The 22,566-nt window shown below is 64.7% G+C and carries 19 protein-coding genes and 1 pseudogene; 4 read left to right on the forward strand and 16 right to left on the reverse strand.

All coding sequences use genetic code 11. The annotated features are described in order from the left end of the window. Positions 1-459, forward strand: a pseudogene (locus B2W55_RS29250) (bifunctional [glutamine synthetase] adenylyltransferase/[glutamine synthetase]-adenylyl-L-tyrosine phosphorylase); the annotation flags it as partial. A 311-nt stretch (positions 460-770) separates the two neighbouring features. On the opposite strand, the gene B2W55_RS29255 reads toward B2W55_RS29250, so the two are convergent. The 5 genes from B2W55_RS29255 to B2W55_RS29275 are packed head-to-tail and all read right to left on the reverse strand — an operon-like array spanning position 771 to position 6,735. Beyond that, positions 771-992 carry a formate dehydrogenase subunit delta gene (locus tag B2W55_RS29255; RefSeq protein ID WP_024579608.1) on the reverse strand — a complete coding sequence of 74 codons (222 nt, stop codon included), beginning with the start codon at positions 990-992 and terminating at the stop codon, positions 771-773. After that, the gene (fdhD, locus tag B2W55_RS29260) at positions 976-1,812 is read right to left on the reverse strand and encodes a formate dehydrogenase accessory sulfurtransferase FdhD (RefSeq protein WP_024579609.1); all 837 of its coding nucleotides are present in this window, start codon (positions 1,810-1,812) and stop codon (positions 976-978) included. Before fdhD ends, B2W55_RS29255 begins: the two co-directional genes overlap by 17 nt. 2 nt (positions 1,813-1,814) lie before the next feature. Further along, on the reverse strand, positions 1,815-4,691 hold the full coding sequence (gene fdhF / locus B2W55_RS29265) for a formate dehydrogenase subunit alpha (protein ID WP_024579610.1): 2,877 nt from the start codon (positions 4,689-4,691) through the stop codon (positions 1,815-1,817). A 14-nt stretch (positions 4,692-4,705) separates the two neighbouring features. Continuing rightward, positions 4,706-6,262, reverse strand: coding sequence for a formate dehydrogenase beta subunit (locus B2W55_RS29270; RefSeq protein WP_024579611.1), 1,557 nt, complete (start codon positions 6,260-6,262; stop codon positions 4,706-4,708). Beyond that, positions 6,259-6,735, reverse strand: a complete 477-nt coding sequence (locus B2W55_RS29275) for a formate dehydrogenase subunit gamma (protein WP_024579612.1) — start codon at positions 6,733-6,735, stop codon at positions 6,259-6,261. The genes B2W55_RS29270 and B2W55_RS29275 overlap by 4 nt, the downstream gene beginning before the upstream one ends. A gap of 255 nt (positions 6,736-6,990) precedes the next feature. On the opposite strand from B2W55_RS29275, the gene B2W55_RS29280 reads away from it, so the two are divergent. Beyond that, the gene (locus B2W55_RS29280; RefSeq protein WP_018270739.1) at positions 6,991-7,887 is read left to right on the forward strand and encodes a LysR family transcriptional regulator; all 897 of its coding nucleotides are present in this window, start codon (positions 6,991-6,993) and stop codon (positions 7,885-7,887) included. A 5-nt stretch (positions 7,888-7,892) separates the two neighbouring features. Here the strand turns inward: B2W55_RS29280 and B2W55_RS29285 are convergent, their stop codons facing one another. Further along, entirely contained in the window at positions 7,893-10,214 is a 2,322-nt protein-coding gene (locus B2W55_RS29285) for a PAS domain-containing sensor histidine kinase (RefSeq protein ID WP_024579613.1), read from the reverse strand. 192 nt (positions 10,215-10,406) lie between these two features. Next, positions 10,407-11,795 (reverse strand): cation-efflux pump, encoded by a 1,389-nt coding sequence (locus tag B2W55_RS29290; protein ID WP_029878847.1) that lies wholly within the window; start codon positions 11,793-11,795, stop codon positions 10,407-10,409. 599 nt (positions 11,796-12,394) lie between these two features. Between B2W55_RS29290 and B2W55_RS29295 the strand changes: the two genes are divergently transcribed. Beyond that, positions 12,395-12,922 (forward strand): GNAT family N-acetyltransferase, encoded by a 528-nt coding sequence (locus B2W55_RS29295; protein WP_051404247.1) that lies wholly within the window; start codon positions 12,395-12,397, stop codon positions 12,920-12,922. 114 nt (positions 12,923-13,036) lie between these two features. Beyond that, entirely contained in the window at positions 13,037-13,777 is a 741-nt protein-coding gene (locus B2W55_RS29300; protein ID WP_029878849.1) for a phosphotransferase, read from the forward strand. Positions 13,778-13,814: 37 nt separating this feature from the next. Here B2W55_RS29300 and B2W55_RS29305 read toward each other — a convergent pair whose 3' ends face one another. The 9 genes from B2W55_RS29305 to B2W55_RS29345 all read right to left on the reverse strand — a co-directional run bounded on the left by B2W55_RS29305 (position 13,815) and on the right by B2W55_RS29345 (position 22,425). Next, positions 13,815-14,246, reverse strand: a complete 432-nt coding sequence (locus B2W55_RS29305) for a hypothetical protein (RefSeq protein ID WP_145987184.1) — start codon at positions 14,244-14,246, stop codon at positions 13,815-13,817. A gap of 73 nt (positions 14,247-14,319) precedes the next feature. Next, on the reverse strand, positions 14,320-15,288 hold the full coding sequence (locus B2W55_RS29310; protein ID WP_024579618.1) for a zinc-binding dehydrogenase: 969 nt from the start codon (positions 15,286-15,288) through the stop codon (positions 14,320-14,322). 68 nt (positions 15,289-15,356) lie between these two features. Continuing rightward, the gene (locus B2W55_RS29315) at positions 15,357-16,406 is read right to left on the reverse strand and encodes an alpha/beta hydrolase family protein (protein WP_291532711.1); all 1,050 of its coding nucleotides are present in this window, start codon (positions 16,404-16,406) and stop codon (positions 15,357-15,359) included. A 69-nt stretch (positions 16,407-16,475) separates the two neighbouring features. Next, positions 16,476-17,471 carry an NAD(P)H-dependent flavin oxidoreductase gene (locus B2W55_RS29320; RefSeq protein WP_024579620.1) on the reverse strand — a complete coding sequence of 332 codons (996 nt, stop codon included), beginning with the start codon at positions 17,469-17,471 and terminating at the stop codon, positions 16,476-16,478. A 245-nt stretch (positions 17,472-17,716) separates the two neighbouring features. After that, positions 17,717-18,184 (reverse strand): CBS domain-containing protein, encoded by a 468-nt coding sequence (locus tag B2W55_RS29325; RefSeq protein ID WP_024579621.1) that lies wholly within the window; start codon positions 18,182-18,184, stop codon positions 17,717-17,719. 270 nt (positions 18,185-18,454) lie between these two features. Beyond that, complete coding sequence (gene oxlT / locus B2W55_RS29330; RefSeq protein ID WP_024579622.1) at positions 18,455-19,771, reverse strand: oxalate/formate MFS antiporter; 1,317 nt, start codon at positions 19,769-19,771, stop codon at positions 18,455-18,457. A 239-nt stretch (positions 19,772-20,010) separates the two neighbouring features. After that, positions 20,011-21,303 (reverse strand): oxalate/formate MFS antiporter, encoded by a 1,293-nt coding sequence (gene oxlT, locus B2W55_RS29335; RefSeq protein ID WP_024579623.1) that lies wholly within the window; start codon positions 21,301-21,303, stop codon positions 20,011-20,013. Positions 21,304-21,557: 254 nt separating this feature from the next. Next, positions 21,558-21,695 (reverse strand): hypothetical protein, encoded by a 138-nt coding sequence (locus tag B2W55_RS29340; RefSeq protein ID WP_168200217.1) that lies wholly within the window; start codon positions 21,693-21,695, stop codon positions 21,558-21,560. Between the two features lie 274 nt (positions 21,696-21,969). After that, positions 21,970-22,425, reverse strand: coding sequence for a DUF2147 domain-containing protein (locus B2W55_RS29345; protein WP_051404256.1), 456 nt, complete (start codon positions 22,423-22,425; stop codon positions 21,970-21,972). Positions 22,426-22,566 lie beyond the last annotated feature (141 nt).

Genomic DNA, 22,566 nt, shown 5'->3' on the forward strand with positions numbered 1-22,566 from the left:
CATCCGCAGCGTCCTGACCCGGCCGCGGACGACGCCGCCGACATGCGACGAGCCATCGCGCTGGAGAAGGGCGAGGACGACGTCTGGGACCTCAAGCTCGCCGCCGGTGGGCTCGTCGACATCGACTTCATCGCCCAGTATCTGCAACTCGCGCACGCATCAGCGAAGCCGGAGATCCTCAGCGTCTCGACCTTGCAGGTGCTCGATCATGCCGCCAAGCTCGGTCTGCTCGGGCAGTCCGAGGCCGAGATCCTGCGCTCGGCGGCGCGGCTCTATCATGATCTGACGCAGATCCTGCGGCTCTGCGTCACCGGCAAGTTCAATCCCGAGACGGCGGGCGAGGATCTGCTGCGCGTGATGGCGCGAGCCGGCGACACGCCGGATTTCTCCGCGCTCGAAGCGCGCCTGCGCGAGACCCAGAGCGAGGTGCGCCGCGTCTTCAACGCGATCGTCGGTTAGGGAAGCGCGTAGGGTAGGTTAGCGACTTGTCCGCCGTAACTCAACGAGCGAAGACGGAAGCGCTAACCCGCCCTGCGATCTCAATCCCGTCATCCTGAGGAGCGCGTAGCGCGTCTCGAAGGATGCACGGCCACCGGCCGGGCCGTCGACCCTTCGAGACGCGCGCAAGAGTGCGCTCCTCAGGGTGACGGTGATAGAGCAGCGCGTAGGGTGGGCAAAGCGAAGCGTGCCCACCGTTCCGAGCGGAACGCTTGAAGGTCGGCACGGCGCCAGCGCGCCTTTGCCCACCCCCTTATCGTTGCGCTGGCCGACTACGCCTGCTGCTTCAGTTTCTGCAAGGCATCGCGGACGTCGGCGTCGAGGCCGGCGCCGCCGGCGTCGAGATGGGCGAAGATCTGCTTGCGCATCCGCGGGTCCCAGAACTTCCAGATGTGCTCGGAGATGCCCTGCACGGCGCGGTCGTGGCCCTGGCTGTGGAAGAACTTTCCGATCTGGTTCGCCATATAGACCAGCTTTTCAGGCGACGACGACATAGGCTGACTCCTTGCCGGGTACCGCGCCGGTGACGCGGCCCGGGTGGGTAAAGATCTCAAATCCGTCCGCGCGGGCGATCGCGGCGAGCGTGATGCCGGCGGCATCCGCCATCCGGACCGCAAGCGCCGTCGGTGCCGACACCGCCGCGATCAGCGGCGCGCCGATCGCGGCAGTCTTCTGCACCATCTCGACCGAGACGCGGCTGGTCAGCAGCACGATGCCGTCGCTGGCAATGACCTTGTCGCGCGCCAGCGCGCCGGCGAGCTTGTCGAGCGCATTGTGGCGGCCGACATCCTCGCGCAGCGCCACGATGCCGCGCGTGGCGGTCCAGAACGCGGCGGCGTGCACGGCGCGGGTCTGATGGTTGATCTCTTGCAGCGGCGCGACCGCAGCCATCGCCGTCATGATCTCGCGCGGCGTGAACACACGGCCCGCCGGCACCACGGCAGCCGGTCGGACCGCCTCGCTGATCGAGTCGATTCCGCACAGGCCGCAGCCGGTCGGGCCGGCGATGTTGCGCCGCCGCTCGGCGATCCGCTCGGCCTTGTCGGGCTTGAGCCACATCCGAAGCTCGATGCCATCATCGAGCTCGACGATATCGAGGGTCTCGATTTCGTCGGCCGATTGCACGATGCCTTCGCTCAGGCTGAAGCCGATGGCGAAATCGCTGAGGTCCTCGGGCGAGCCCATCATCACCGCGTAAGTGCCGCCATTGTAGGTCAGCGCCAGCGGCGTCTCTTCCGGGATCAGGCGCGCGCCGTCGCTGAAGACGCCGTCGCGCCAGACCTTCCGGATCGCCTTGTGGACGGGCTCGCGCATCGCTACTCGGCCGCCTCCACCACAGGCGCGATGCGGCGGGAGTTGCGCGCCTGTTCGTCATAGGCCTTCTGCCAGTCGCTCGGACCGTTCGACGGCGAGATCTGCACCGCGGTGACCTTGTACTCCGGGCAGTTGGTCGCCCAGTCGGAGAAGTCCGTCGTGATGACGTTGGCCTGGGTGTCGGGGTGATGGAACGTGGTGTAGACCACGCCCGGCGCCACCCGGTCGGTGATCAGCGCGCGCAACGTGGTCTCGCCGGCGCGGCTGTTGAGCCGCACCCAGTCGCCGTCGCGCACGCCGCGTTGCTCGGCGTCATGCGGATGGATCTCGAGCCGGTCCTCGGCGTGCCAGACCACGTTCTCGGTGCGTCGGGTCTGTGCGCCGACATTGTACTGGCTGAGGATGCGGCCGGTGGTGAGCAGCAGCGGATAGCGCGGCCCGGTGCGCTCGTCAGTCGCGACATATTCGGTGATGATGAACTTGCCCTTGCCGCGCACGAAGCCGCCGATATGCATGATCGGCGTGCCTTCCGGCGCCTTCTCGTTGCACGGCCATTGCACCGAGCCGAGCTCGTCCAGCTTGGCGTAGGAGACGCCGGTGAAGGTCGGCGTCAGCGCCGCGATCTCGTCCATGATCTCGGACGGATGGTTATAGTGCATCTCGAAGCCCATCGCCTTGGCGAGCAGGATCGTCACTTCCCAGTCGGCATAGCCGTTGCGCGGCGTCATCACCTTGCGGACCCGCTGGATGCGGCGCTCGGCGTTGGTGAACGTACCGTCTTTCTCGAGGAAGGTCGAGCCGGGGAGGAAGACGTGGGCGTAGTTCGCGGTCTCGTTCAGGAAGAGATCGTGAACGATGACGCATTCCATCGCCGACAGCGCCGCCACCACGTGCTTGGTGTTCGGGTCGGATTGCAGGATGTCCTCGCCCTGCACGTAGAGCCCCATGAAGGTGCCCTCGATCGCGGCGTCGAACATGTTGGGGATGCGCAGGCCGGGCTCCTTGTTGAGCTTGACGTTCCACATCGCCTCGAACTGCTCGCGCACGGCATCGCCCGCGATATGCCGATAGCCCGGCAGCTCGTGCGGGAACGAGCCCATGTCGCAGGAACCCTGCACGTTGTTCTGGCCGCGCAGCGGATTCACGCCGACGCCGGGGCGGCCGATATTGCCGGTCGCCATCGCAAGGTTGGCGATCGCGATCACCGTGGTGGAGCCCTGGCTGTGCTCGGTGACGCCGAGCCCGTAGTAGATCGCGCCATTGCCGCCGGTGGCGTAGATCCGCGCCGCCTCGCGCAGGTCCTTCGGGTCGAGGCCGGTCATGATCGCGGTCGCTTCTGGGCTGTACTTCTCCTGGGCGACGAAGGCCGCCCATTCCTCGAACTCGCTCCAGTCGCAGCGTTCGCGCACGAAGCTCTCGTTGACCAGCCCTTCGGTGACGATGACATGGGCGAGCGCCGTGACCACGGCGACGTTGGTGCCGGGCATCAGCGGCAGATGCAGCGCCCTCACATGCGGCGATTCCACCATCTCGGTGCGGCGCGGATCGACCACGATCAGTTTGGCACCCTGGCGCAGCCGCTTCTTCAGCCGCGAGGCGAACACCGGGTGAGCCGCCGCCGGGTTGGCGCCGATGATCAGGACGACGTCGGTGTGCTCGACCGAGTCGAAGTCCTGCGTTCCGGCCGAGGTGCCGAAGGTCTGCGACAGGCCATAGCCGGTCGGCGAATGGCAGACGCGGGCGCAGGTGTCGACGTTGTTGTTGCCGAAGCCGGCCCGGATCAGCTTCTGCACCAGATAGGTCTCTTCATTGGTGCAACGTGACGAGGTGATGCCGCCGACCGCGTCGCGGCCGTATTTCTGCTGGATGCCCTTGAACTTCGCGGCGGCGAAATTCATCGCCTCGTCCCAGGATACTTCCTGCCAGGGATCCTCGATGCGCTCGCGGATCATCGGCTTCAGGATGCGCTCCTTGTGGGTGGTGTAACCCCAGGCGAAGCGGCCCTTGACGCAGGAATGGCCGCGGTTGGCCTTGCCGTCCTTCCACGGCACCATGCGAACCACTTCCTCGCCGCGCATCTCGGCCTTGAAGGTACAGCCGACGCCGCAATAGGCGCAGGTGGTCACGACCGAGTGCTCCGGCTGGCCGATCTCGATCACGGATTTCTCGGTCAGCGTCGCGGTCGGGCAGGCCTGCACGCAGGCACCGCAGGACACGCATTCAGAGCCGAGGAAGCTTTCGCTCATGCCGGGCGAGACGCGGCTGTCGAAGCCGCGGCCGGCAATCGTCAGCGCGAACGTGCCTTGCACCTCCTCGCAGGCCCGGACGCAGCGCGAGCAGACGATGCACTTCGACGGATCGTAGGTGAAGTACGGATTGGATTCGTCCTTCGGCATCCAGTTGTCGTTTTCGCAGCCGTGCGATTTGGCGAAGACGTGGTTCTCGCCCTCATAGCCGTAGCGCACGTCGCGCAGGCCGACCGCGCCCGCCATGTCCTGCAATTCGCAGTCGCCATTGGCGGCGCAGGTCAAACAGTCCAGTGGATGGTCGGAGATGTAGAGCTCCATCACGCCCTTGCGCAGCTTCTTCAGCCGCTCGCTCTGGGTATGCACGACGAGGCCGGGCATCACAGGCGTGGTGCAGGAGGCGGGCGTCCCGGCGCGGCCCTCGATCTCGACCAGGCAGAGCCGGCAGGAGCCGAAGGCGTCGACCATGTCGGTCGCGCACAGCTTGGGAATCTGCGTGCCGGACTCCATCGCCGCGCGCATGATCGAGGTGCCCTCGGGCACCGTCACCTGATTGCCGTCGATGGTCAGCGTGACCATCGTCTCGGATTTGGACTTGGGCGTGCCGAAATCGATTTCCTGGATCAGCGACATCGTGATCTCCTCAACTATTCCGCGGCCTGCAAGCGGGCCGGTGCCGGGCCGAAATCTTCCCGGAAGTGTTTCAAGGCGCTCAGCACGGGGTAGGGCGTGAAGCCGCCGAGCGCGCAGAGCGAACCGAATTTCATGGTGTTGCAGAGGTCCTCGACCACGGCGAGGTTCTCGGCGACGCGGTCGCCGTTGATGATCTTGTTGATGGTCTCGACGCCGCGGGTCGAGCCGATCCGGCACGGCGTGCACTTGCCGCAGGATTCGACCGCGCAGAACTCCATCGCGAAGCGGGCCTGCCTGGCCATGTCGACGCTGTCGTCGAACACGACGACGCCGCCATGGCCGATCAGGCCGTCGCGCGCCGCGAACGCCTCATAGTCGAACGGGGTGTCGAACAGCGCGCGCGGGAAATAGGCGCCGAGCGGTCCGCCGACCTGCACCGCGCGCACCTCGCGTCCGGTGAAGGTGCCGCCGCCGATCTCGTCGACGAGTTCGCCGAGCGTGACGCCGAACGCGGTCTCGAACAGCCCGCCATATCTGATGTTGCCGGCGAGCTGGATCGGCATCGTGCCGCGCGAGCGTCCCATGCCGAAATCGGCATAGGCCTTGGCGCCGTTGTCGAGGATGAACGGGATCGCCGCGAATGACAGCACGTTGTTGATCACGCTCGGGCGGCCGAACAGGCCCTTGTGCGCCGGCAGCGGTGGCTTGGCGCGCACGATGCCGCGGCGGCCCTCGAGGCTCTCCAGCAGCGAGGTCTCTTCGCCGCAGACATAGGCGCCGGCGCCGACGCGCACTTCGAGATCGAACTCATGGGGGGAGCCGCCGATGCCCTTGCCGAGCAGGCCGGCGCGGCGGGCAGCTGTGATCGCCGCGTTCATCGCCTCGACCGCGTGCGGATATTCCGAGCGGATGTAGATGTAGCCCTTGGTGGCGCCTACGGTGATACCGGCAATCGTCATGCCTTCGATCACGACGAAGGGGTCGCCCTCCATGATCATGCGGTCGGCGAAGGTGCCGCTGTCGCCTTCGTCGGCATTGCAGACGATGTATTTGCGGTCGGCGCTGGCCTGCGCCACGGTCTTCCACTTGATGCCGGTCGGGAAGCCGGCGCCGCCGCGGCCGCGCAGGCCTGACGTGGTGACGTCGGCGAGGATCTGGTCTGAGGTCAGCGTCAGCGCGCGCTCCAGACCCTTGTAGCCGCCATGGGCGCGGTAGTCGTCGACCGAGCGCGGATCGATCACGCCGCAGCGCGCGAAGGTCAGGCGGGTCTGCCGCTTCAGCCAGGGAATCTGGTCTGTGACACCAAGCCGCAGGGCGTGCGGGCCGTCGTTCGCCATCGCGTCGATCAGGGCTGGGACTTCGGAGGTGGCCACCGGACCGAATGCGACACGGCCCTGCGCCGTCGCGAGTTCGACCAGCGGCTCCAGCCAGTACAGCCCGCGCGAGCCGGTCCTGACGATCTCGACCGCCTTGCCCCGTGCGGCTGCGGCCTGCTCGAAAGCGAGCGCGACATCGTCGGCGCCGACGGCGACCGCACCGGCATCGCGGGGAATGAAGATCCGCATCGTCATCGCTGTGCCTCCGCGACCAGCGCATCGATCCGCGCTTCATCGAGCCGGCCGATCACGCGGCCATCCAGCATCGCCGACGGCGCCGTGGCGCACAGGCCGAGGCAGTAGATCGGCTCCAGCGTGACGCGGTCGTCCGCGGTGGTATTTCCCAGGGAAACGCCGAGTTTTGCCTCAGCGCGCGCCGCCAGCGCATCGCCGCCCGCAGCCTGGCAGGCCTCGGCGCGGCAGAGCTTCAGGACGTGCCGTCCGGCCGGCTGCTTGCGGAAGTCGTGGTAGAAGGTGAATACGCCGTGCACCTCGGCGCGGGACAAATTGAGCGCTTCCGCCACCATCGGGATCGCCGGCTCCGGCACGTAGCCAAACGCCTCTTGCAGCGCGTGCAGGATCACCAGCGTGGCGCCTTCGAGCCCGGCATGCTCGGCGATGATCTCAGCGCCGCGCGTCGCGTCCCAAGGTTCGTATCCCACCGTCATCTGCGCTTCTCACGATCATTTTTTGCTCCGTATATGAGAATTGGAATCCTTCGATATATCAATAAAGCTGTCTCATGCGGCGATTGCGAAACGCGATTAATAGCGTTGCCGAATGGGTCGATCCGGGATTGCAATAATGGTCTGGAATCACGCACTTCCGGCCTGGTTTGGATTTCGGGATCGCGCCCTGATCGTGTTACCTATGGGTGTATCGGCGTGCCGCCTGCGGCACCGCTTTCCGAAGGGGTCTGGACCTTGATCGACAAGCTGGAACTTCTGCTGGCGCTGGCCAAGGAACGGCATTTCGGCCGGGCCGCGGAGGCCTGCGGCGTCACCCAGCCGACCATGTCGACCAGCCTCAAGCAGCTCGAGGAGATCCTCGGCGTCATGCTGGTGCAGCGCGGCTCCCGCTTCCAGGGCTTCACGCCGGAAGGCGAGCGGACGCTGGACTGGGCGCGGCGCATCGTCGGCGACGCGCGGGCGATGAAGCAGGAGATCAACAGCCTCAAGGACAAACTGTCGGGCGAGATCCGGATCGCGGCGATCCCGACTGCGCTCGGCATGGTGGCCTCGCTCACCACGCCGTTCCGGGCGCGCCATCCCGACGTGCGCTTCCGCATCCAGTCCTGCACCTCGGCCGACGTGCTCGGCCTGCTCGAAAATCTCGAGGTCGATGCCGGGCTGACCTATATCGAGAACGAGCCGATCGGCAAGGTCCGCACCATCCCGCTCTACAATGAGAGCTATCGGCTGCTGACGGCGCCGGATGCGATGTTCGGCGACCGCAAGCAGGTGACCTGGAAGGAAGTCGGCACCGTGCCGCTGTGCCTGCTGACGCCCGACATGCAGAACCGCCGCATCATCGATCGCGCGCTGACCTCGGTCGGCGCGGAAGCGACGCCGACGCTGACGTCGAACTCGCTGCTCGTGCTCTACACCCATGTGAAGACCGGACGCTGGGCGAGCGTGATGCCGGCCAAGCTCGCCGAGACGCTCGGCCTTGCCGACGCCGTGCGCAGCATTCCGATCGTCGATCCGGTCGTCGACTACAGCATCGGCCTGGTGATCCCGCAGCGCGATCCGATGACGCCGCTGATCGCGGCATTGGTGCAGGTCGCGCGCGAAGTCGCGCCGACGCTGGAGAGCGCGTAGCGTTCCTACGCGGCTTCCGGCAGCCGTGCCTGCAGCGTGCGGGGATCGCGGGGAAGCGTGACGCGGACCACGGTGCCGACGCCGAGCTTGGAGCGCAGCTTCATCGAGCCGCCGTGCAGATTGGTCAGCGAGCGGGCGATCGCAAGCCCGAGGCCCGAGCCCTGGTAGCTCTTGGTGAGCTGGCTCTCGACCTGCTCGAACGGCTTGCCGAGCCGCCGCAGCGAGTCCGGCGCGATGCCGATGCCGCTGTCGGCGATCAGCAGCACGATCGAATCGTCCAGCATCTGGCCGCGCACCAGCACGCGGCCATTGTCGGGCGTGAACTTCACGGCGTTGGAGAGCAGGTTGACGATGATCTGCTTGACCGAGCGGCGGTCGGCGACGACGGAGATCGTGCTCTCGATATCCGATTCCAGCGACAGGCCCTTGTGCTCGGCGCGGCCGGACACCACCCGCAGCGACTCGGCGAGGATGCCGGAGAGGTTGAGCGGCTCCATGTCGAACTTCATGCGGCCGGCCTCGATCTTCGACATGTCCAGGATGTCGTTGATGACCTCGAGCAGATATTTCCCCGATGTCAGGATGTCGTGGCAGTATTCCTCGTATTTGTCCGAGCCGAGCGTGCCGAACAGGCCAGAGCCCATGATCTCGGAGAAGCCGATGATGGCGTTGAGCGGCGTGCGCAGCTCATGGCTCATGTTGGCGAGGAATTTCGACTTCGCGGCGTTGGCGTCCTCGGCGCGAGTCTTCTCCTGCGAATATTTCTCGGCGAGGTCAGCGAGTTCGACGGCCTGCCGTTCCAGCTCGGATTGCGAGCGCTGGAGGTCGATCACGGTGGCGCGCAGCCGCAGATCGTTGTCGACCAGCTTCTGCTCGTGCGCCTTGATGCGAGTGATGTCGGTGCCGACCGAGACGTAGCCGCCGTCCTTGGTGCGGCGTTCGCTGATGTGCAGCCAGCTGCCGTCGTCGAGCTGGGCCTCGAAGGTGCGGGCGCCCGGCGCCGGCATGCCGCTCTCGTGCAGGCGGGTGCGCACCTCCGGCATGCTGCCGACCTCGATCACGGTCTCGTAGGAGGTGCCGGGGGCGACGGCGCTGTCGGGCAGCTTGTGCAGCCGCTGGAAGTGCGAGTTGCAGAGCACCAGGCGATCCTCGGCATCCCAGAGCACGAAGGCCTCCGGGATGGTCTCGATGGCGTCGCGCAGCCGCAAGTCCGCTTCCACCGACTTCTCGGCGAGGCTCTTCTGCTCGGTGATGTCGACCGCGATGCCGATCAGGTGCAGGCCGCCGTCGGCCGCGGCATGGCTGAGCTCGCAGCGCACCCGCAGCCAGATCCAGTGGCCGCCGACATGGCGCATGCGGAAGCTCTGGTCGATGTGATCGATCTTGCCCGAGATCAGCTGGTCGGCGATGTCGAACAGGTTGATGTCGTCGGAGTTCACCAGCGCGTTGACCTCGCCGAAGGTGAGCAGGTCGTTGCGGCTATCGAGCCCGAGCAGCGTGAACATCGACTGCGACCAGAAGATCCTGCCGCGCGACAGGTCCCAGTCCCACAATCCGCAACGGCCGCGGTTGAGCGCGGTGTCGATCCGGCCGCGCACCGCGTCGTTGATCAGATCGCCCTCGCGGGCCCGGGTCGATTGCCAGTGGAAGGCGAAGCCGAGGATCAGCACCACGAAGCTCGTGGTTGCCGACAGCGTCACCGAGAGCGCGGCGTCCGATCCCCAGATCGGCTCGTTCATCTCCTGGATGACGACGATCTGGCCGGGCAGCGACTTGACGAGCTGCGAGATCGCCAGCGCGCCGGTGCCGCCCGGCAGCGTCATGTCGTTGACGACGCCCTGCTGGCCCGGCGCGATCATCAGTTGCGCGGTGGAGACGATGTCGAGGATGCGGTCGTTCTCGCCTGCACCGTCGATCGGCACGCGGGCCAGCACGCGGTGATCGGCGCCGGTGATGATGACGTGGCGGCCATAGGCGTTGCCCCAGGACGGGATCAGGTCGGGCAGCAGCTCCTGCAACCGCTCGATATTGGCGAGCCGGTCGCGACGCACCGAGGTCAGGCGGTCGAGGCGTTCGGCGAGGATGTCGGAGAGCGCGGCAAGGTCGCGCTTCATCGCGCCGCGCTTCTGCCGGTTCTGGTCGATCACCTGGACGAAGGCGCCGAGGCAGATGGTGATCAGGAAGGCGATGATGAGAGTAGGCACAGCGCGGCGCAGTGCAGGCTCGGCCGTCAGGAGCCTGTGATAGGCCGGTTTCGCGATCGATTGCGCCAATCCCTTGATCGAATCGGATTGGACGCACGCGTTCGCTGCATGCGCGCGCGCCATGCCTTAGACCCCCGCTCTAAGCTGATTTTTACCCGGTTCGGATGCTCCCCACGATGCATCCGAATCATGATCATTTGAATCCAGATTTCCGGGACTGTCGAGAGTCAACGATTCGTTAATGCGAAATAATTCTTGTCCAAAACAGAATCACGATGCGCAAAGTGAGTCCGAAACAGGAACGCCTCCGTAGAATTACGCGCGCGCCGGTTCTGCGTGACTGATCACGCGCTTCACGGTGGGGAACGCGCGCCGCAGTTTGCGTTCGATCTCGTCGACGCCTTCGTGCACCTTGATCACGCTCATCGTGGGCGTGGCGCGGCAATGGAAGTTGACGATCTCGCCTGCGTCGGTGTTGCGGACCCGCACGTTGTGAATGTCATGGATCGCGCCGCCGGCTGCAAATTCGGTCAGCGCGGCCCGGATGGTTTCGACGCGATCCGGCGCTGCGTCGGTTCCCCACGGCAGTTCCGGCTCGAGCGGCTCGATATGGGTGTCGACCTCGACGTCCTCGCCGAAGTCCTCGCGGATCGCGCGCTCGAGTTCGTGGGCGATGTCGTGCGCGGCATCCAGCGCCATATCGCTGTCGACTTCGAGGTCGATGCTGACGATCAGCTTGCCGCCGATGTCGTGGACGGTGACGTGGTGGATGGCGAGGCCGGAATTGCGCGCGATCACCATGATGCGCTCGCGCACGCTCTCATTGTCGCGCGCCACCGGCACCGCGGTGAAGGTGAGGTCGGCGTCGCCGAACGCCTCGCTCACCGCCTCCTGCGCCCGCCGCTTGATGTCCTCGACGCGGTCGATCGGGTAGGTGCGCGGCACGGTGGCGATGGCATCGATGAAATGCGTCGCGCCGACCATGCGGACCCGCAGGCGATCGACATCGACGACCCCCGGCACGGTCTTGATGGCAGCGGTGGCCTTCTCCTGCGCGCCTTCGGGGGCGCGGTCGAGCAGGGTCTCGACCGTCTCACGGGCCATGCGGAGGCCGAGCAGCGAGATCATCACCGCGACCGCGATGGCCGCTGCGGCATCGCCCCACCAGAAGCCGAGGCCTGCCAGCACCAGGCCGACGATGACGGCGGTCGAACCCATCACGTCGGAGGCGAAGTGCAACGCGTCGGCGGCGAGCGCCTGGCTCTTGGTGTCGCGCGCGGCACGGTGCAGCGCCCGGGCGCGCCACAGATTGACGCCGATATCGACGACGAGCACGATGAAGGGAATGGCCGAGATCGAGGGCGGCGGCGCTCCCTCGCGCAGATGACTGTAGGCCTGCACCAGGATGCCGCCGGCCAGCACATAGAGCAGGCCGATGATGAACAGCGCCGAGACGCTCTCGAACTTGCCGTGGCCGTAATGATGCTCGGCGTCGGCCGGCTGATCCGACACCCGCACCACCGCCCAGGTGATGATGGTGGCGACCAGGTCGATCGAGGAGTGCAGCGCCTCGGAGATCAGCGCCAGCGATCCGATGGCGATGCCGACGACGAACTTCGCCACCGCCATGCTGCCACTGGCGAGGATCGAGATCGCGGCGACGGATGTCTTGCTGTGGGATGCGCTGGCGGGTGAAGAATTCATGGGCGGCGGTTTAGCAGGGAGTCCGTGAACATCAAGTGTCAGTCGTTGTTCACCACGCGCAATCGCCACTCAGTTGCAAGTGCGTCCCGGCGGTGGAGTTGTTGCGAACTATTCCGAATCTCAAGACGTACACTGCGCGAGCTCATCGGTGGCATATGTTGACGCCGAGATCACGCCGTCGTCCTGGCGGAAGCCAGGACCCATAACCACAGGATCGTGTTGTTGAAGTGAACTGTAGCAACTGCATCGTGTCACGACTCGCATTCGGGGTAATGGGTCCTGGCTTCCGCCAGGACGACGGTGAGGATGGTTCTCGATTCAAACAACCGGTGTCATCACCCGCGCAGGCGGGTGAACCAGTATTCCAGAGGCAATAGTACGTGAGCCGAGAGGCCGCGGCGTACTGGATCGCCTGGTCGAGGTCGGGCGATGACAGCCTGGATGAGGACGCAGCTTCGCATTCTCGCGACATCATTAGTCCGAGCTTTGCTCTTCGTTTCGCCCGTCAAACAGGAGGGCGCAGCGAATGCCGGGTGCGCGCTATTTCCCAAGGGGGTAAGCTGATATTCGGTCGGAGATACAGGATAAGCGAAGAGCCGATGATTGAATTGCTGGAAGTCCGGGCAGGCGATCTCGAAGGTGATCTCGCATCTGGCGTGCACAGACTGCTGAGCCGTGCTTTTCCCGAGGATGGCCCCAACGACGGCGACTACTATCGTGCAGTAGGTCGACCTGACATGGCAATGATCCTTCGTGACGGTTCAGTCGTGTTCGGCCATCTGGGACTTTACACACGCAGGGTGAGAATTGGCGTCGAGAATGTCGAGATCGGAATGCTCGGCGGGATTGCCATCGCGCCTGATCGCCGGTTGACAGGTCACAGTCGCGCTCTGATTCAGCGCGCTCATCAGCGCCTCGCGGAGCGGCAGATTCCCTTCTCTATCTTGTTTGCTCACGAGCCTCGAATATACCAAGGTCGCGGCTACAGGCTCATGCAGAATGCGACCCACTTCATCGAGCCCGACGGCACGCCGAATACCCTGGTTTACCGCGGTAGCATGTATGCTGAACTATCGAGCACGCGGTGGCCAAATCAACTGCTCGACCTGTGCGGCCGTACTGTTTGAATGGTCGTGTGGCTATCCGTGTAGATGGCCAACAGGTCTGCGCAACTGCGGTGGGCCAAGAGATAGCATTCGCCCAATGATTCTTGTCAGCCAACTCGACGAGGAATGTTCCTGATGTCGCCAACGGGATGGGATGCACTCGGACAGTGGGGTGAGGACGCAGTTCGCATCGAGCCACTGTCCGGCGGGGTGGCCAACGACGTGTGGAGCGTGCGTGTCCGGGGGCGCCTTGCGGTCGGTCGGCTCGGCGCGAGGAGCGATGCTGATCTCGAATGGGAGACGGAGCTCCTCCAACGCCTCGACCGCGAAGGTCTGACCGTGCCGGTGCCGATCCCGACGACAGACGGCCGGCTGTTCGCGAATGGTCTTGTGGTGATGACCTATCTGGAGGGCGGACCGCCCGAGACGGCGGACGACTGGCGTCGCGTGGCCGACGTGCTCCGTCGGCTGCACCAATTGACGGCAGGCTGGCCGCAACGTCCGGGCTGGCGGTCGTCGACCGACCTGCTGCACGCCGAAACCGGAACGCGGATCAACCTCGGCGCCATGCCGCCTGAGGGCGTCGCCCGATGCCGAGCCGCATGGGCGAGGCTCGCCGGGCGTCGGACCTGTGTCGTCCACGGCGACCTCAACCCGCGCAACATCCGCATGACGGCAGACCGGGTGGCGTTGATCGACTGGGACGAGTCGCATGTCGACGTTCCCGATCTCGACCTGGTGCTGCCCCACAACGCTGCCGGTCTCGACGGCAACGCGCATGATGTCGCCGAGCAGGCATCGGCCGCATGGCAAGCCGCCGTCTGCTGGGACGACGCCTACGCCATCAAGCGGCTTGCCGAGGTTCGAGCGGTCTGAACAACGGTGCGACGATGGCTAGATGGTTCTGACCGAACTATCGAGCCCGCTTGCGCAGGCGCGACTGCGCCGGAGCGGTGGCTCGGTGCGGCAACGCAGCTGGCTGTCGGGGTCGGCGCTGCTGCGGTTGTGCGGCATCGTTCGGCGGTGAAGATTGATGGGTGGCGATAACAGCCTCAATCATTCTGAGGAATGCGAGCCGCTTCGCAATCTCGCTCGCCTGGCGACCGATGCTGTCGCCCGCCTTGGTCCGGCGCGTCAGCTTGGCGCGACGGCTTGAGCGCAGGCGGTTGCCGTTGGTACGCATATGACCCTTCTCCGATTGCAGCGCGGCGTTCGCGTAACGGACCGGCGGTCGCATTCGACTGCCGGACGATCTGCAAGTACCACCGATGTTGAATTGCAACCGAGTGTAAGTACGCGGTTCGATCGGGTCTATTCCGGGAGATTGCGGGATGCCGAAAGTCATGCTCGTTCATGGAACCCAAGCAGCCCGGGTTCCATATGGGCACGTCCCCGGCGTCGCGGAAGAGCCCGCGTCGCTATAGCGTCACCACGATCTTGCCGAGATGCTTGTTGGCTTCCATGTGCTCGAACGCCTTGCCGATGTCGGCGAATTTGTAGACCTGGTCGATCGGCAGTTGCAGCTTGCGTGCCTCGACCGCCGGCCAGATGTCCTTGCGCACCTGCTCGAAGATCTCTCTGATCTCATCGATCGTGCGGGTGCGGAAGGTGACGCCGATATACTGGATGCGGCGTGCCGCGTGCAGGTCGAAGTTGAAGTCGGCATGGGTGCCGCCGAGCCGGCCGACGTTGACGATGCGGCCCTTGACCTTGGTTGCCTTCAGATTCTGGTTGGCGACGGAACCCGAGACCTGATCGACGATCAGATCGACGCCTTCGCCTGATGTCGCCTGCAACACCTGATCGACCCAGCCGGGATCCTTGGAGTCGACCGCAAGATCGGCGCCGAATTCCTTCAGCCGGCCGCGGCGCATCGCATCGGTGGATGATCCCACCACGAGTTTCGCACCCTTCAGTTTCGCAATCTGCATCGCCATCAGGCCGACGCCAGAGCTGGCGCCCTGGATCAGCACGGTCTGGCCGGGCTGCAATGCGCCATTGGTGACGACGGCGTTGTGCATGGTGGCGAGCGCGACGGGAAGCGTGGCGGCCTCGTCGGAATTCATGTTCGATGGGGTGCGGAACAGCCGGCCGTGATCGGCCAGCGTGTATTCGGCGAACGCCGCGCCGCCGGACCCCATGATCTTGTCGCCGACCTTGACGTCCTTGGCATCGGGCCCGAGCTCGGCAACTTCGCCGGCCCATTCCATGCCGAGCACGGTGCCGACGCCGCCGGCCGCGCCATGGGCGTGGCCCTTGGTCATGCCGAGATCGGCGCGGTTGAGCCCGCAGGCGTGGACCTTGACCAGCACCTGGGTGCCCTTCGGCACCGGCTTGGTGACGTCGGTGATTTCAGGGCCGTTGGCTCCGTACACATAGGCTTTCATGGGGTTCTCTTCTGGCTGGGGCGGCCGAGGCGTGTCGCAGGACACTTCGGGTTGTTGATGATGTGATGTCAGGGCTGGTGAACGTCCAGCTGCTTGCGGAAGAAGGCAAGGATGTCGGCGTTCCACTCCCTGTGGAACGCAACGCGGTCGAAGCCCGGCTTGTCGGTGCACAGCTTCGGCAATGCGCTGGCCATTCCCGCAGAGCACGGCGCCAGAAAGGCAAAATGGCCGGCATTGCGGACGACATGATAGTCCGCCCTGACCGGCAGCTCGCTGTTGATCGTCGCGACGTAGCCCGGGTTGACCTCAGAGATGCCTTGCTCGCCGCTGAGCTCGGAAGCCCAGATCTGAACCGGTATCTTGATGTCCTTGAACGCATCGCGGTCGAACATGGGACCGAACGCCGGGTCGGCCACCACCATCGCCTTGACGCGAGGGTCATGAACGGCCGGCTGCGCTGGAATCTCGTTGCGTTGGAGCTCCTCGCAACTCGGCTTGCGATACAGCCCGGTGCAGAACGCTGTGGCCTTGCGGATATCCGGATTGGCCCCGGCGACGACGAGGCCGGTGTAACCGCCGCGCGAGAAGCCGAAAAAGCCGATCTTGCCAGGGTCGAGCTTGCTCCGATCCGGCCATGCGTCGAGCATGTAGTCGATCGCCCGTTTGATGTCGGCCGAGCGTTCGATCAGCACTGCGAGCGTATCGGCCCGGGTCATATCGCCAGCGCCGGTGTCGGCGGGATGATTGACGGCGACCACGACGAAGCCGGCATCGGCGAGCGTCTCGGCGGTGTCGTGATGCCCGGTGAAGCTGCCGCCGTAACCATGTGAGACCGCGATGAGCGGCAGCCTGTCACCAACGACGGGGCAATCGGTGGTGCCGGGCAGGGTCAGCGTGCGTACCTTCACCTCGCCCGCCGGCGCGGCGCAGGGCGACCACACCGCGATCTGCATGGGCGTGGCGCCGTCTGTCGGCACCTTGATGAGCCGCAGGCCCGCGGCATGGGCCGTTGTCGCCGACAGGCAAAGGGCGGCGACCATGACCGACTTGAAGAGACGCATGCGAACTCCCGCTTGAGCATTCGGTTCTGATTGAATCAGAACCGAAGCCCCAGTCATCGTCTTGACAGTTATTGACTTGACGCGGTCTTTTTCATGCGAACCGATGTCCGTTTCGCTTGATCTCGTCTATTCCGCGGCCTGGCGCTTGCCGCCGGACATCATCGCCTCGAGCCGCTCGCGGATGATCGCTTCCGCCTCGTGCACGATGCGCGACACCAGCTCGGCGCAGGACGGGATGTCGTGGATCAGGCCCTGCACCTGGCCGGCCGACCAGATGCCTTCGTCGGCATCGCCGGTCGCATAGACCATCTTGCCGCGGGCGCCGGCGACGAGCTCACGGACGTCCTCGAACTTGGCGCCTTCCTTCTCCATCGCAACGACCTTGGTGGAGATCGCATTCTTGGCGACGCGCGAGGTGTTGCGCATGGTGCGGAAGATCAGCTCGGTCTCGCGCTCGTCATTGGCGACGATGCGTTCCTTGACGAGCTGATGGATCGGGCTCTCCTTGGTGCACATGAAGCGCGTGCCCATGTTGATGCCTTCGGCGCCGAGCGCCAGCGCGGCAACGAGGCCACGCGCATCGCCGAAGCCGCCGGAGGCGATCATCGGGATCTTCACCTTGTCGGCGGCTGCCGGAATCAGGATCAGGCCGGGGGTGTCGTCCTCGCCGGGATGGCCGGCGCATTCGAAGCCGTCGATCGAGATCGCGTCGGCGCCCATCCGCTCGGCGGACAGCGCGTGGCGGACGCTAGTGCATTTGTGCAGCACCTTGACGCCGTGCTTCTTGAACTCGTCGACATGCTCCTGCGGCTTGTTGCCGGCGGTCTCGACGATCTTGATGCCGCTCTCGATGATGGCCTGGCGATATTCGGCGTAAGGCGGCGGCTTGATCGCGGGCAGGATGGTCAGGTTGACGCCGAACGGCTTGTCGGTCAGCTCGCGGCAGCGCGCAATCTCCTTGCGCAGATCGTCCGGCGTCGGCTGCGTCAGCGCGGTGATCATGCCGAGTGCGCCGGCATTGGCGACGGCGGCAACCAGCTCCGCGCGCCCGACCCATTGCATGCCGCCCTGCACGATCGGGTGGTCGACGCCGAACATTTCGGTGAAGCGTGTCTTGATCATTCTGCCCTCGGTTTCCATCGGAATTTTCCGCGACGCGGACGTGCCGCGCACGGTGTTGTTTTTGGATGTCGATGGAAGGATGCAGTCCTGTCCGGCAAATGTCTACCGGCGACCTGCGGCGCGCCCATGCGGAAATGATGGGGCGCCGCGGTGAAGTAAGGGGCGGGTGGAAGGTTTCGATGATCTGCTCAGGCGCCGGTGATCGACCACGCGGCGCCTGGCTGAAAGCGACGGGATCGAGACAGCTATTGGGTTGGCTGGGTCTGCTCGGATGTTTGATACGCCGTCACGGTCCGCGCCATCGCGCTCGTCGCTTCCTCGTCGAACGCGGCTGCGATGTCGCGCATGCTGACGACGCCGATCAGGCTGTAATCGTCGATCACCGGCACGTGGCGGATGTGGTGCTTGGTCATGAGATGACGGATGTGCTCGAGCGTGTCGCTCGAGGTGCATGACACCAGCTGCTGCACCGAGACGAACTGCGACACTTTCATGTTGGCGCCGGCCGCACCATGCTCGGCGATCGCGCGCACCACGTCACGCTCGGTGAACATGCCCGCGGCGGTGTTGCCCTCGGTGCGAACGACATCCTTGACCACGAGCGCGCTGATATTGCTCGCGCGCATCAGCTGCGCGGCGATCGCGACTGTCTCGTTCATGCGAACCGTGGCGACGCGAGGGGTCTTCTTGCGCAGGATATCTCCGACTTGCATGGCAACCTCCGTGGATGATCGACGGCGTCAATCTGGTATACATAATACCAATTGTCAATGCGGCGATCGGGAGAATCTACCACCAGCAAATAGCTTAAATAGGCAGGCCTGCTGACGCTTCGAACGATTTGAGCAGGCGTGAATGATAAAGCGCAGGTCCGATTCAGTCGCAATTGGTATTTGGTATTCCAGAGACCCGCAAGAGAACCCGCCAAAAGGAAAGAGGCGCACCGAGGTGCGCCTCTTTCGGTTCGGCTGGAGATATCCGGATCAGGCGGTTTTGGCGCTCGTTGCGGTCGCAGCCGCTGCGGCGGCTTCGTTGCCGTGGATGAAGGCGCGGCGCATCGGCTTGATCACGAACAGCGCCATCAGCGCCGCGGTGGCGTTGAGCGCGACCGCGATCACGAACACCGCCTGCCAGCCATAATTGGTGGCGACGATGCTGGCGGCCGGCACCAGCAGCGAGGCGGTGCCCTTCGCGGTGTAGAGCATGCCGTTGTTGGTGGTCGCGAACTTCGAGCCGAAGGTGTCGCCGCAGGTCGCCGGGAATAGCGAATAGATCTCGCCGAACACGCCGAAATAGACCGCGGTCGCCAGCACGAACACCAGCGGGTTGTGGCCCCAGGTTGACAGCGTCAGCAGCATCAGCGCGCCGGTGCCGAACGCGATGAACATGGTGTGCTCGCGGCCGATATTGTCGGAGACCCAGCCGAAGAACGGGCGTCCGAAACCGTCGAAGATGCGGTCGAGCGAAATCGCGAAGGTCAGCGCGGCCATCTGGAAGCCGGCGAGCGAGACCGGCGTCGAGGCGATCTTGTAGTCGTGCGCGATCGGTGCGATCTGCGCCGCCGCCATCAGGCCGCCGGAGGCGACCATCACGAACACCAGATACATCACCCAGAAGATCGGGCTGCGCAGCACCTGCGGTGGCGTGAAGTCGATCTTGGTCTGCGGCAGATTGAGCTGCTTCTTCTTCGGCGGCATCAAGACGGCGGGCGGCTGGATGAAGAAGGCGAGGATGAAGACGATCAGTCCCTGGCCGATGCCGAAATCGAAGAACGCGGTCTGATAGCCGCTCGCGGCGATCATGTTGGCGATCGGCACCACGGTCAGCGCAGCGCCCGCACCGAAGCCGGCCGCGGTGGCGCCGGCGGCGAGCCCGCGACGGTCGGGAAACCACTTCAGCGCGTTGCCGACGCAGGTGCCGTACACCGCGCCGGCGCCGATGCCGCCGATCACGGCGGCGGCGTAGAGCATGGGAAGTGAATCGGCATAGGAGTTCAACACCCAGGCCAGCGCGATCATGACGCCGCCGAACATGATGACGAGCCGCGGGCCGTATTTGTCGACGAACCAGGCCTCGACCGGCACCAGCCAGGTTTCCGTCACCACGAAGATCGTGAAGGCGAACTGGATCGCCGCGCGGCCCCAGTGATGCGCGCCGTCGATCGGGTCGACGAACAGCGTCCAGCCATATTGCAGGTTCGCGATCATCGCCATGCAGACGATGCCCATGACCAGCTGCATCCAGCGGAAGCCACTGGACGAAGGTTGAGCTTGTGTGACGGCCGTATTGCTGGAAACCATCAAGTCCTCCCGAGCGCGCCGGTCTTGTTGTGACCCTGTGTCGCAATTCTTGTGGCGTATCGTCGCAAGCGCTCGATGGATGTTGGTATACTATATTCCAGAAAGCAAGCCCATCATTCTGCTGCGCCGCAGCAAATGAGGCGTTGCGCGCACCGACTTTCGGCTGATGCGCAGGCGGCAAAAGGAAAGCGCCCGGCGGTCAGGCCGGGCGCTTCCACTGGCAGCGACGAGGGCGCTGTTCAGGCCGTTGCCGATTTCGCGACCACGATCTTGCGCCATGGCTTGAGCACGGCAATCGCCAGCAGCGAAGCGAGGATGTTGGCGCCGGCCGCGATGATGAACACGTTGTCCCAATGCCCCGACGACTGCTGCATGTAATTGGCGATCGGCACCAGCAGCGCCGCGGTGCCCTTCGCGGTGTAGAGCAGGCCGGCATTGGTGGTGGCGAATTTGGCGCCGAACGTGTCGGTGCAGGTCGAGGGGAACAGCGAGTAGATCTCGCCCCAGGCAAAGAACACGAAGCCCGACAGCAGCACGAACCAGACCGGGTCGTGACCCCAGAGGTAGAGCATCCAGATGCCGAAGCCTTCCATGCCGAAGGCGATGAACATCGTGTTCTCGCGGCCGATCATGTCGGAGATCCAGCCGAAGAACGGACGCGTCAGGCCGTTGAGGATCCGGTCGATGGTCGCGGCGAAGGTCACCGCCGTCATGGTCATGCCGACCAGCGTCACCGGGATGTTGTCGACCTTCCAGTCGACCGCGATCGGCTTCAGGTTCGCCGTCACCATCAACCCGCCGGCGCCGACGATCACGAACATGAAGTACATCAGCCAGAAGATCGGCTGCCGCAGCACTTCGGTCGGCTGGTAGTTGCGCCGGGTCTGGATGACGTTGGCGTTCTGCACCACGGCCGGCACCTGTCCCGCCTTCGGTGCCAGCAGGAAGAAGGCGAGCAGCACGATGATGATGCCCTGGCCGAGACCGAAATACAGGAAGGTGGTCTGGAAGCCGGAGTCCTTGATCATCGCCTGGATCGGCGCGACCGTGAGCGCGGAGCCGGCGCCGAAGCCGGCCGCGGTGATGCCGGCGGCCAATCCGCGCTTGTCGGGAAACCATTTCAGCGCATTGCCGACGCAGGTGCCATAGACGCCGCCGGCGCCGATGCCGGCGACGATCATGCCGAGATAGTAGCCGTTCAGCGATGTCGCCTGCGCGTTGATCGCCCAGCCGATCGCGCAGAGGATGCCGCCGATCAGCACGACGAGGCGCGGACCGTATTTGTCGACGAACCAGCCTTCGACCGGCACCAGCCAGGTCTCGAACAAAACGAACAGCGTGAAGGCCCACTGGATCGATGCGCGATCCCATCCAAACGTCTTCTGGATGTCGGGCACGAAGAAGGTCCACCCATACTGATAGTTTGCGATCATCACCATTGCGGCGACGCCGATCACAAGTTGCGTCCAGCGATAGGCGTCGCTGACGCGCGCGGCTGTGGGTGCCGCAGTCGCCTGCACCATGTCCGACATTGATCCTCCCAACGCGCGCTTTGTCATCGTTGTGGTTGTGGCGCGCCCGGCGTCATCTTGGTATTCGATATGCCAAGGTTCAAGCTGTCGCAGGGGCAGCGTGCGCTTATGCCGCAGAGATTCGGATGGGCGGATTGGAAGACTAATTCAACGCGCACAAAAATGGCCCCGAAAATCGGGGCCATTGGTCGAAGGTTGAATTTCAGGTCGTGCTTCGGGAAGCCGCGGCCGCGCGGGCTCGCGAATCGTTGGACTCAGAGGCCGAAGCGCGGCAGGTCGCCGTTGCGGTTGGCGATCTCGGCGCTCTTCATCAGCAGGCGGTCGATCGCGGCGAGCAGGCGGCTGAACGGGGTGGAGGTGGGCGCGAGCGCGATCGTGGTGGTCTTGGACATGGACGTCCCCTTTTGGCTTGGGGCCGGCAACCGACCGGCGCATCATCTGCAACCAAACTATGTATACCAGATACCAGATGCAATGAGCTTGTTTGCATAGCAGCATGCGCCACTGTGCATTGCAGCAAAAATGGTCCGATTGGCATCCCGGATCATCGGGACGAGCGGGGATCAGGAGCGCCGCCGGTCATAAAAAGAGGCCGCCAAAGCGGCGGCCTCGAGTGAGCGGGTTTCCGTTTCTTCTTGGCCGATGAAGGGTCGGGGCCAGAGCCCTTCACCGCGTCCAGTCTTCGCCGGCGCACAGCGTTCCCATGCAGCCGCGAACGTTCAGCGTGCCCGGTGCGACCAGCGTCACAGAGCTCTCATAGGTCTTGCCGTCGTCGGCGTTGTAGATCCGGCCGGCCCATTTGCTCGGGCCCGCCGGCTGCATGTTGATGAAGAGCCCGATGCCGATCACCGGCCGGGTGCGCTGCGCAGGATCGACATTCTTGTCGTCGCGCTGCGGCTTGCCGGTGGCCTTGTCGATTGGCTCCTTCAGCCAGATCACACGGCCGCACAGCGCGTCGCCGCAATGGTGGACCTTGACCTTGGCGTCGCCGGACTGGGTCAGCCAGACGCCGGCCGGATCGGTGGCCCGGTCGTTGACCTTGGCGGCCTCGGCAGTGCTGCCGAGCAGCGGGATGTGGAATGCCGCCACGATCAGGCGGCGGGTGAGGTGAGCGCGGATCATATGCTTCAGGGTGTTGGGCAGGCCATCAAGGTCGGGGAGTACCGTCATCATCCACCTTCTTCATGAAAAATTTCATGATAAACATGAAATAAATCACGTTTAAGGTTGAGTCAACAACATTACCAAGGCATGATGCGACTT

This window comes from Bradyrhizobium sp. UBA2491 (genome assembly GCF_002341725.1).
Taxonomy (GTDB): Bacteria; Pseudomonadota; Alphaproteobacteria; order Rhizobiales; family Xanthobacteraceae; genus Bradyrhizobium.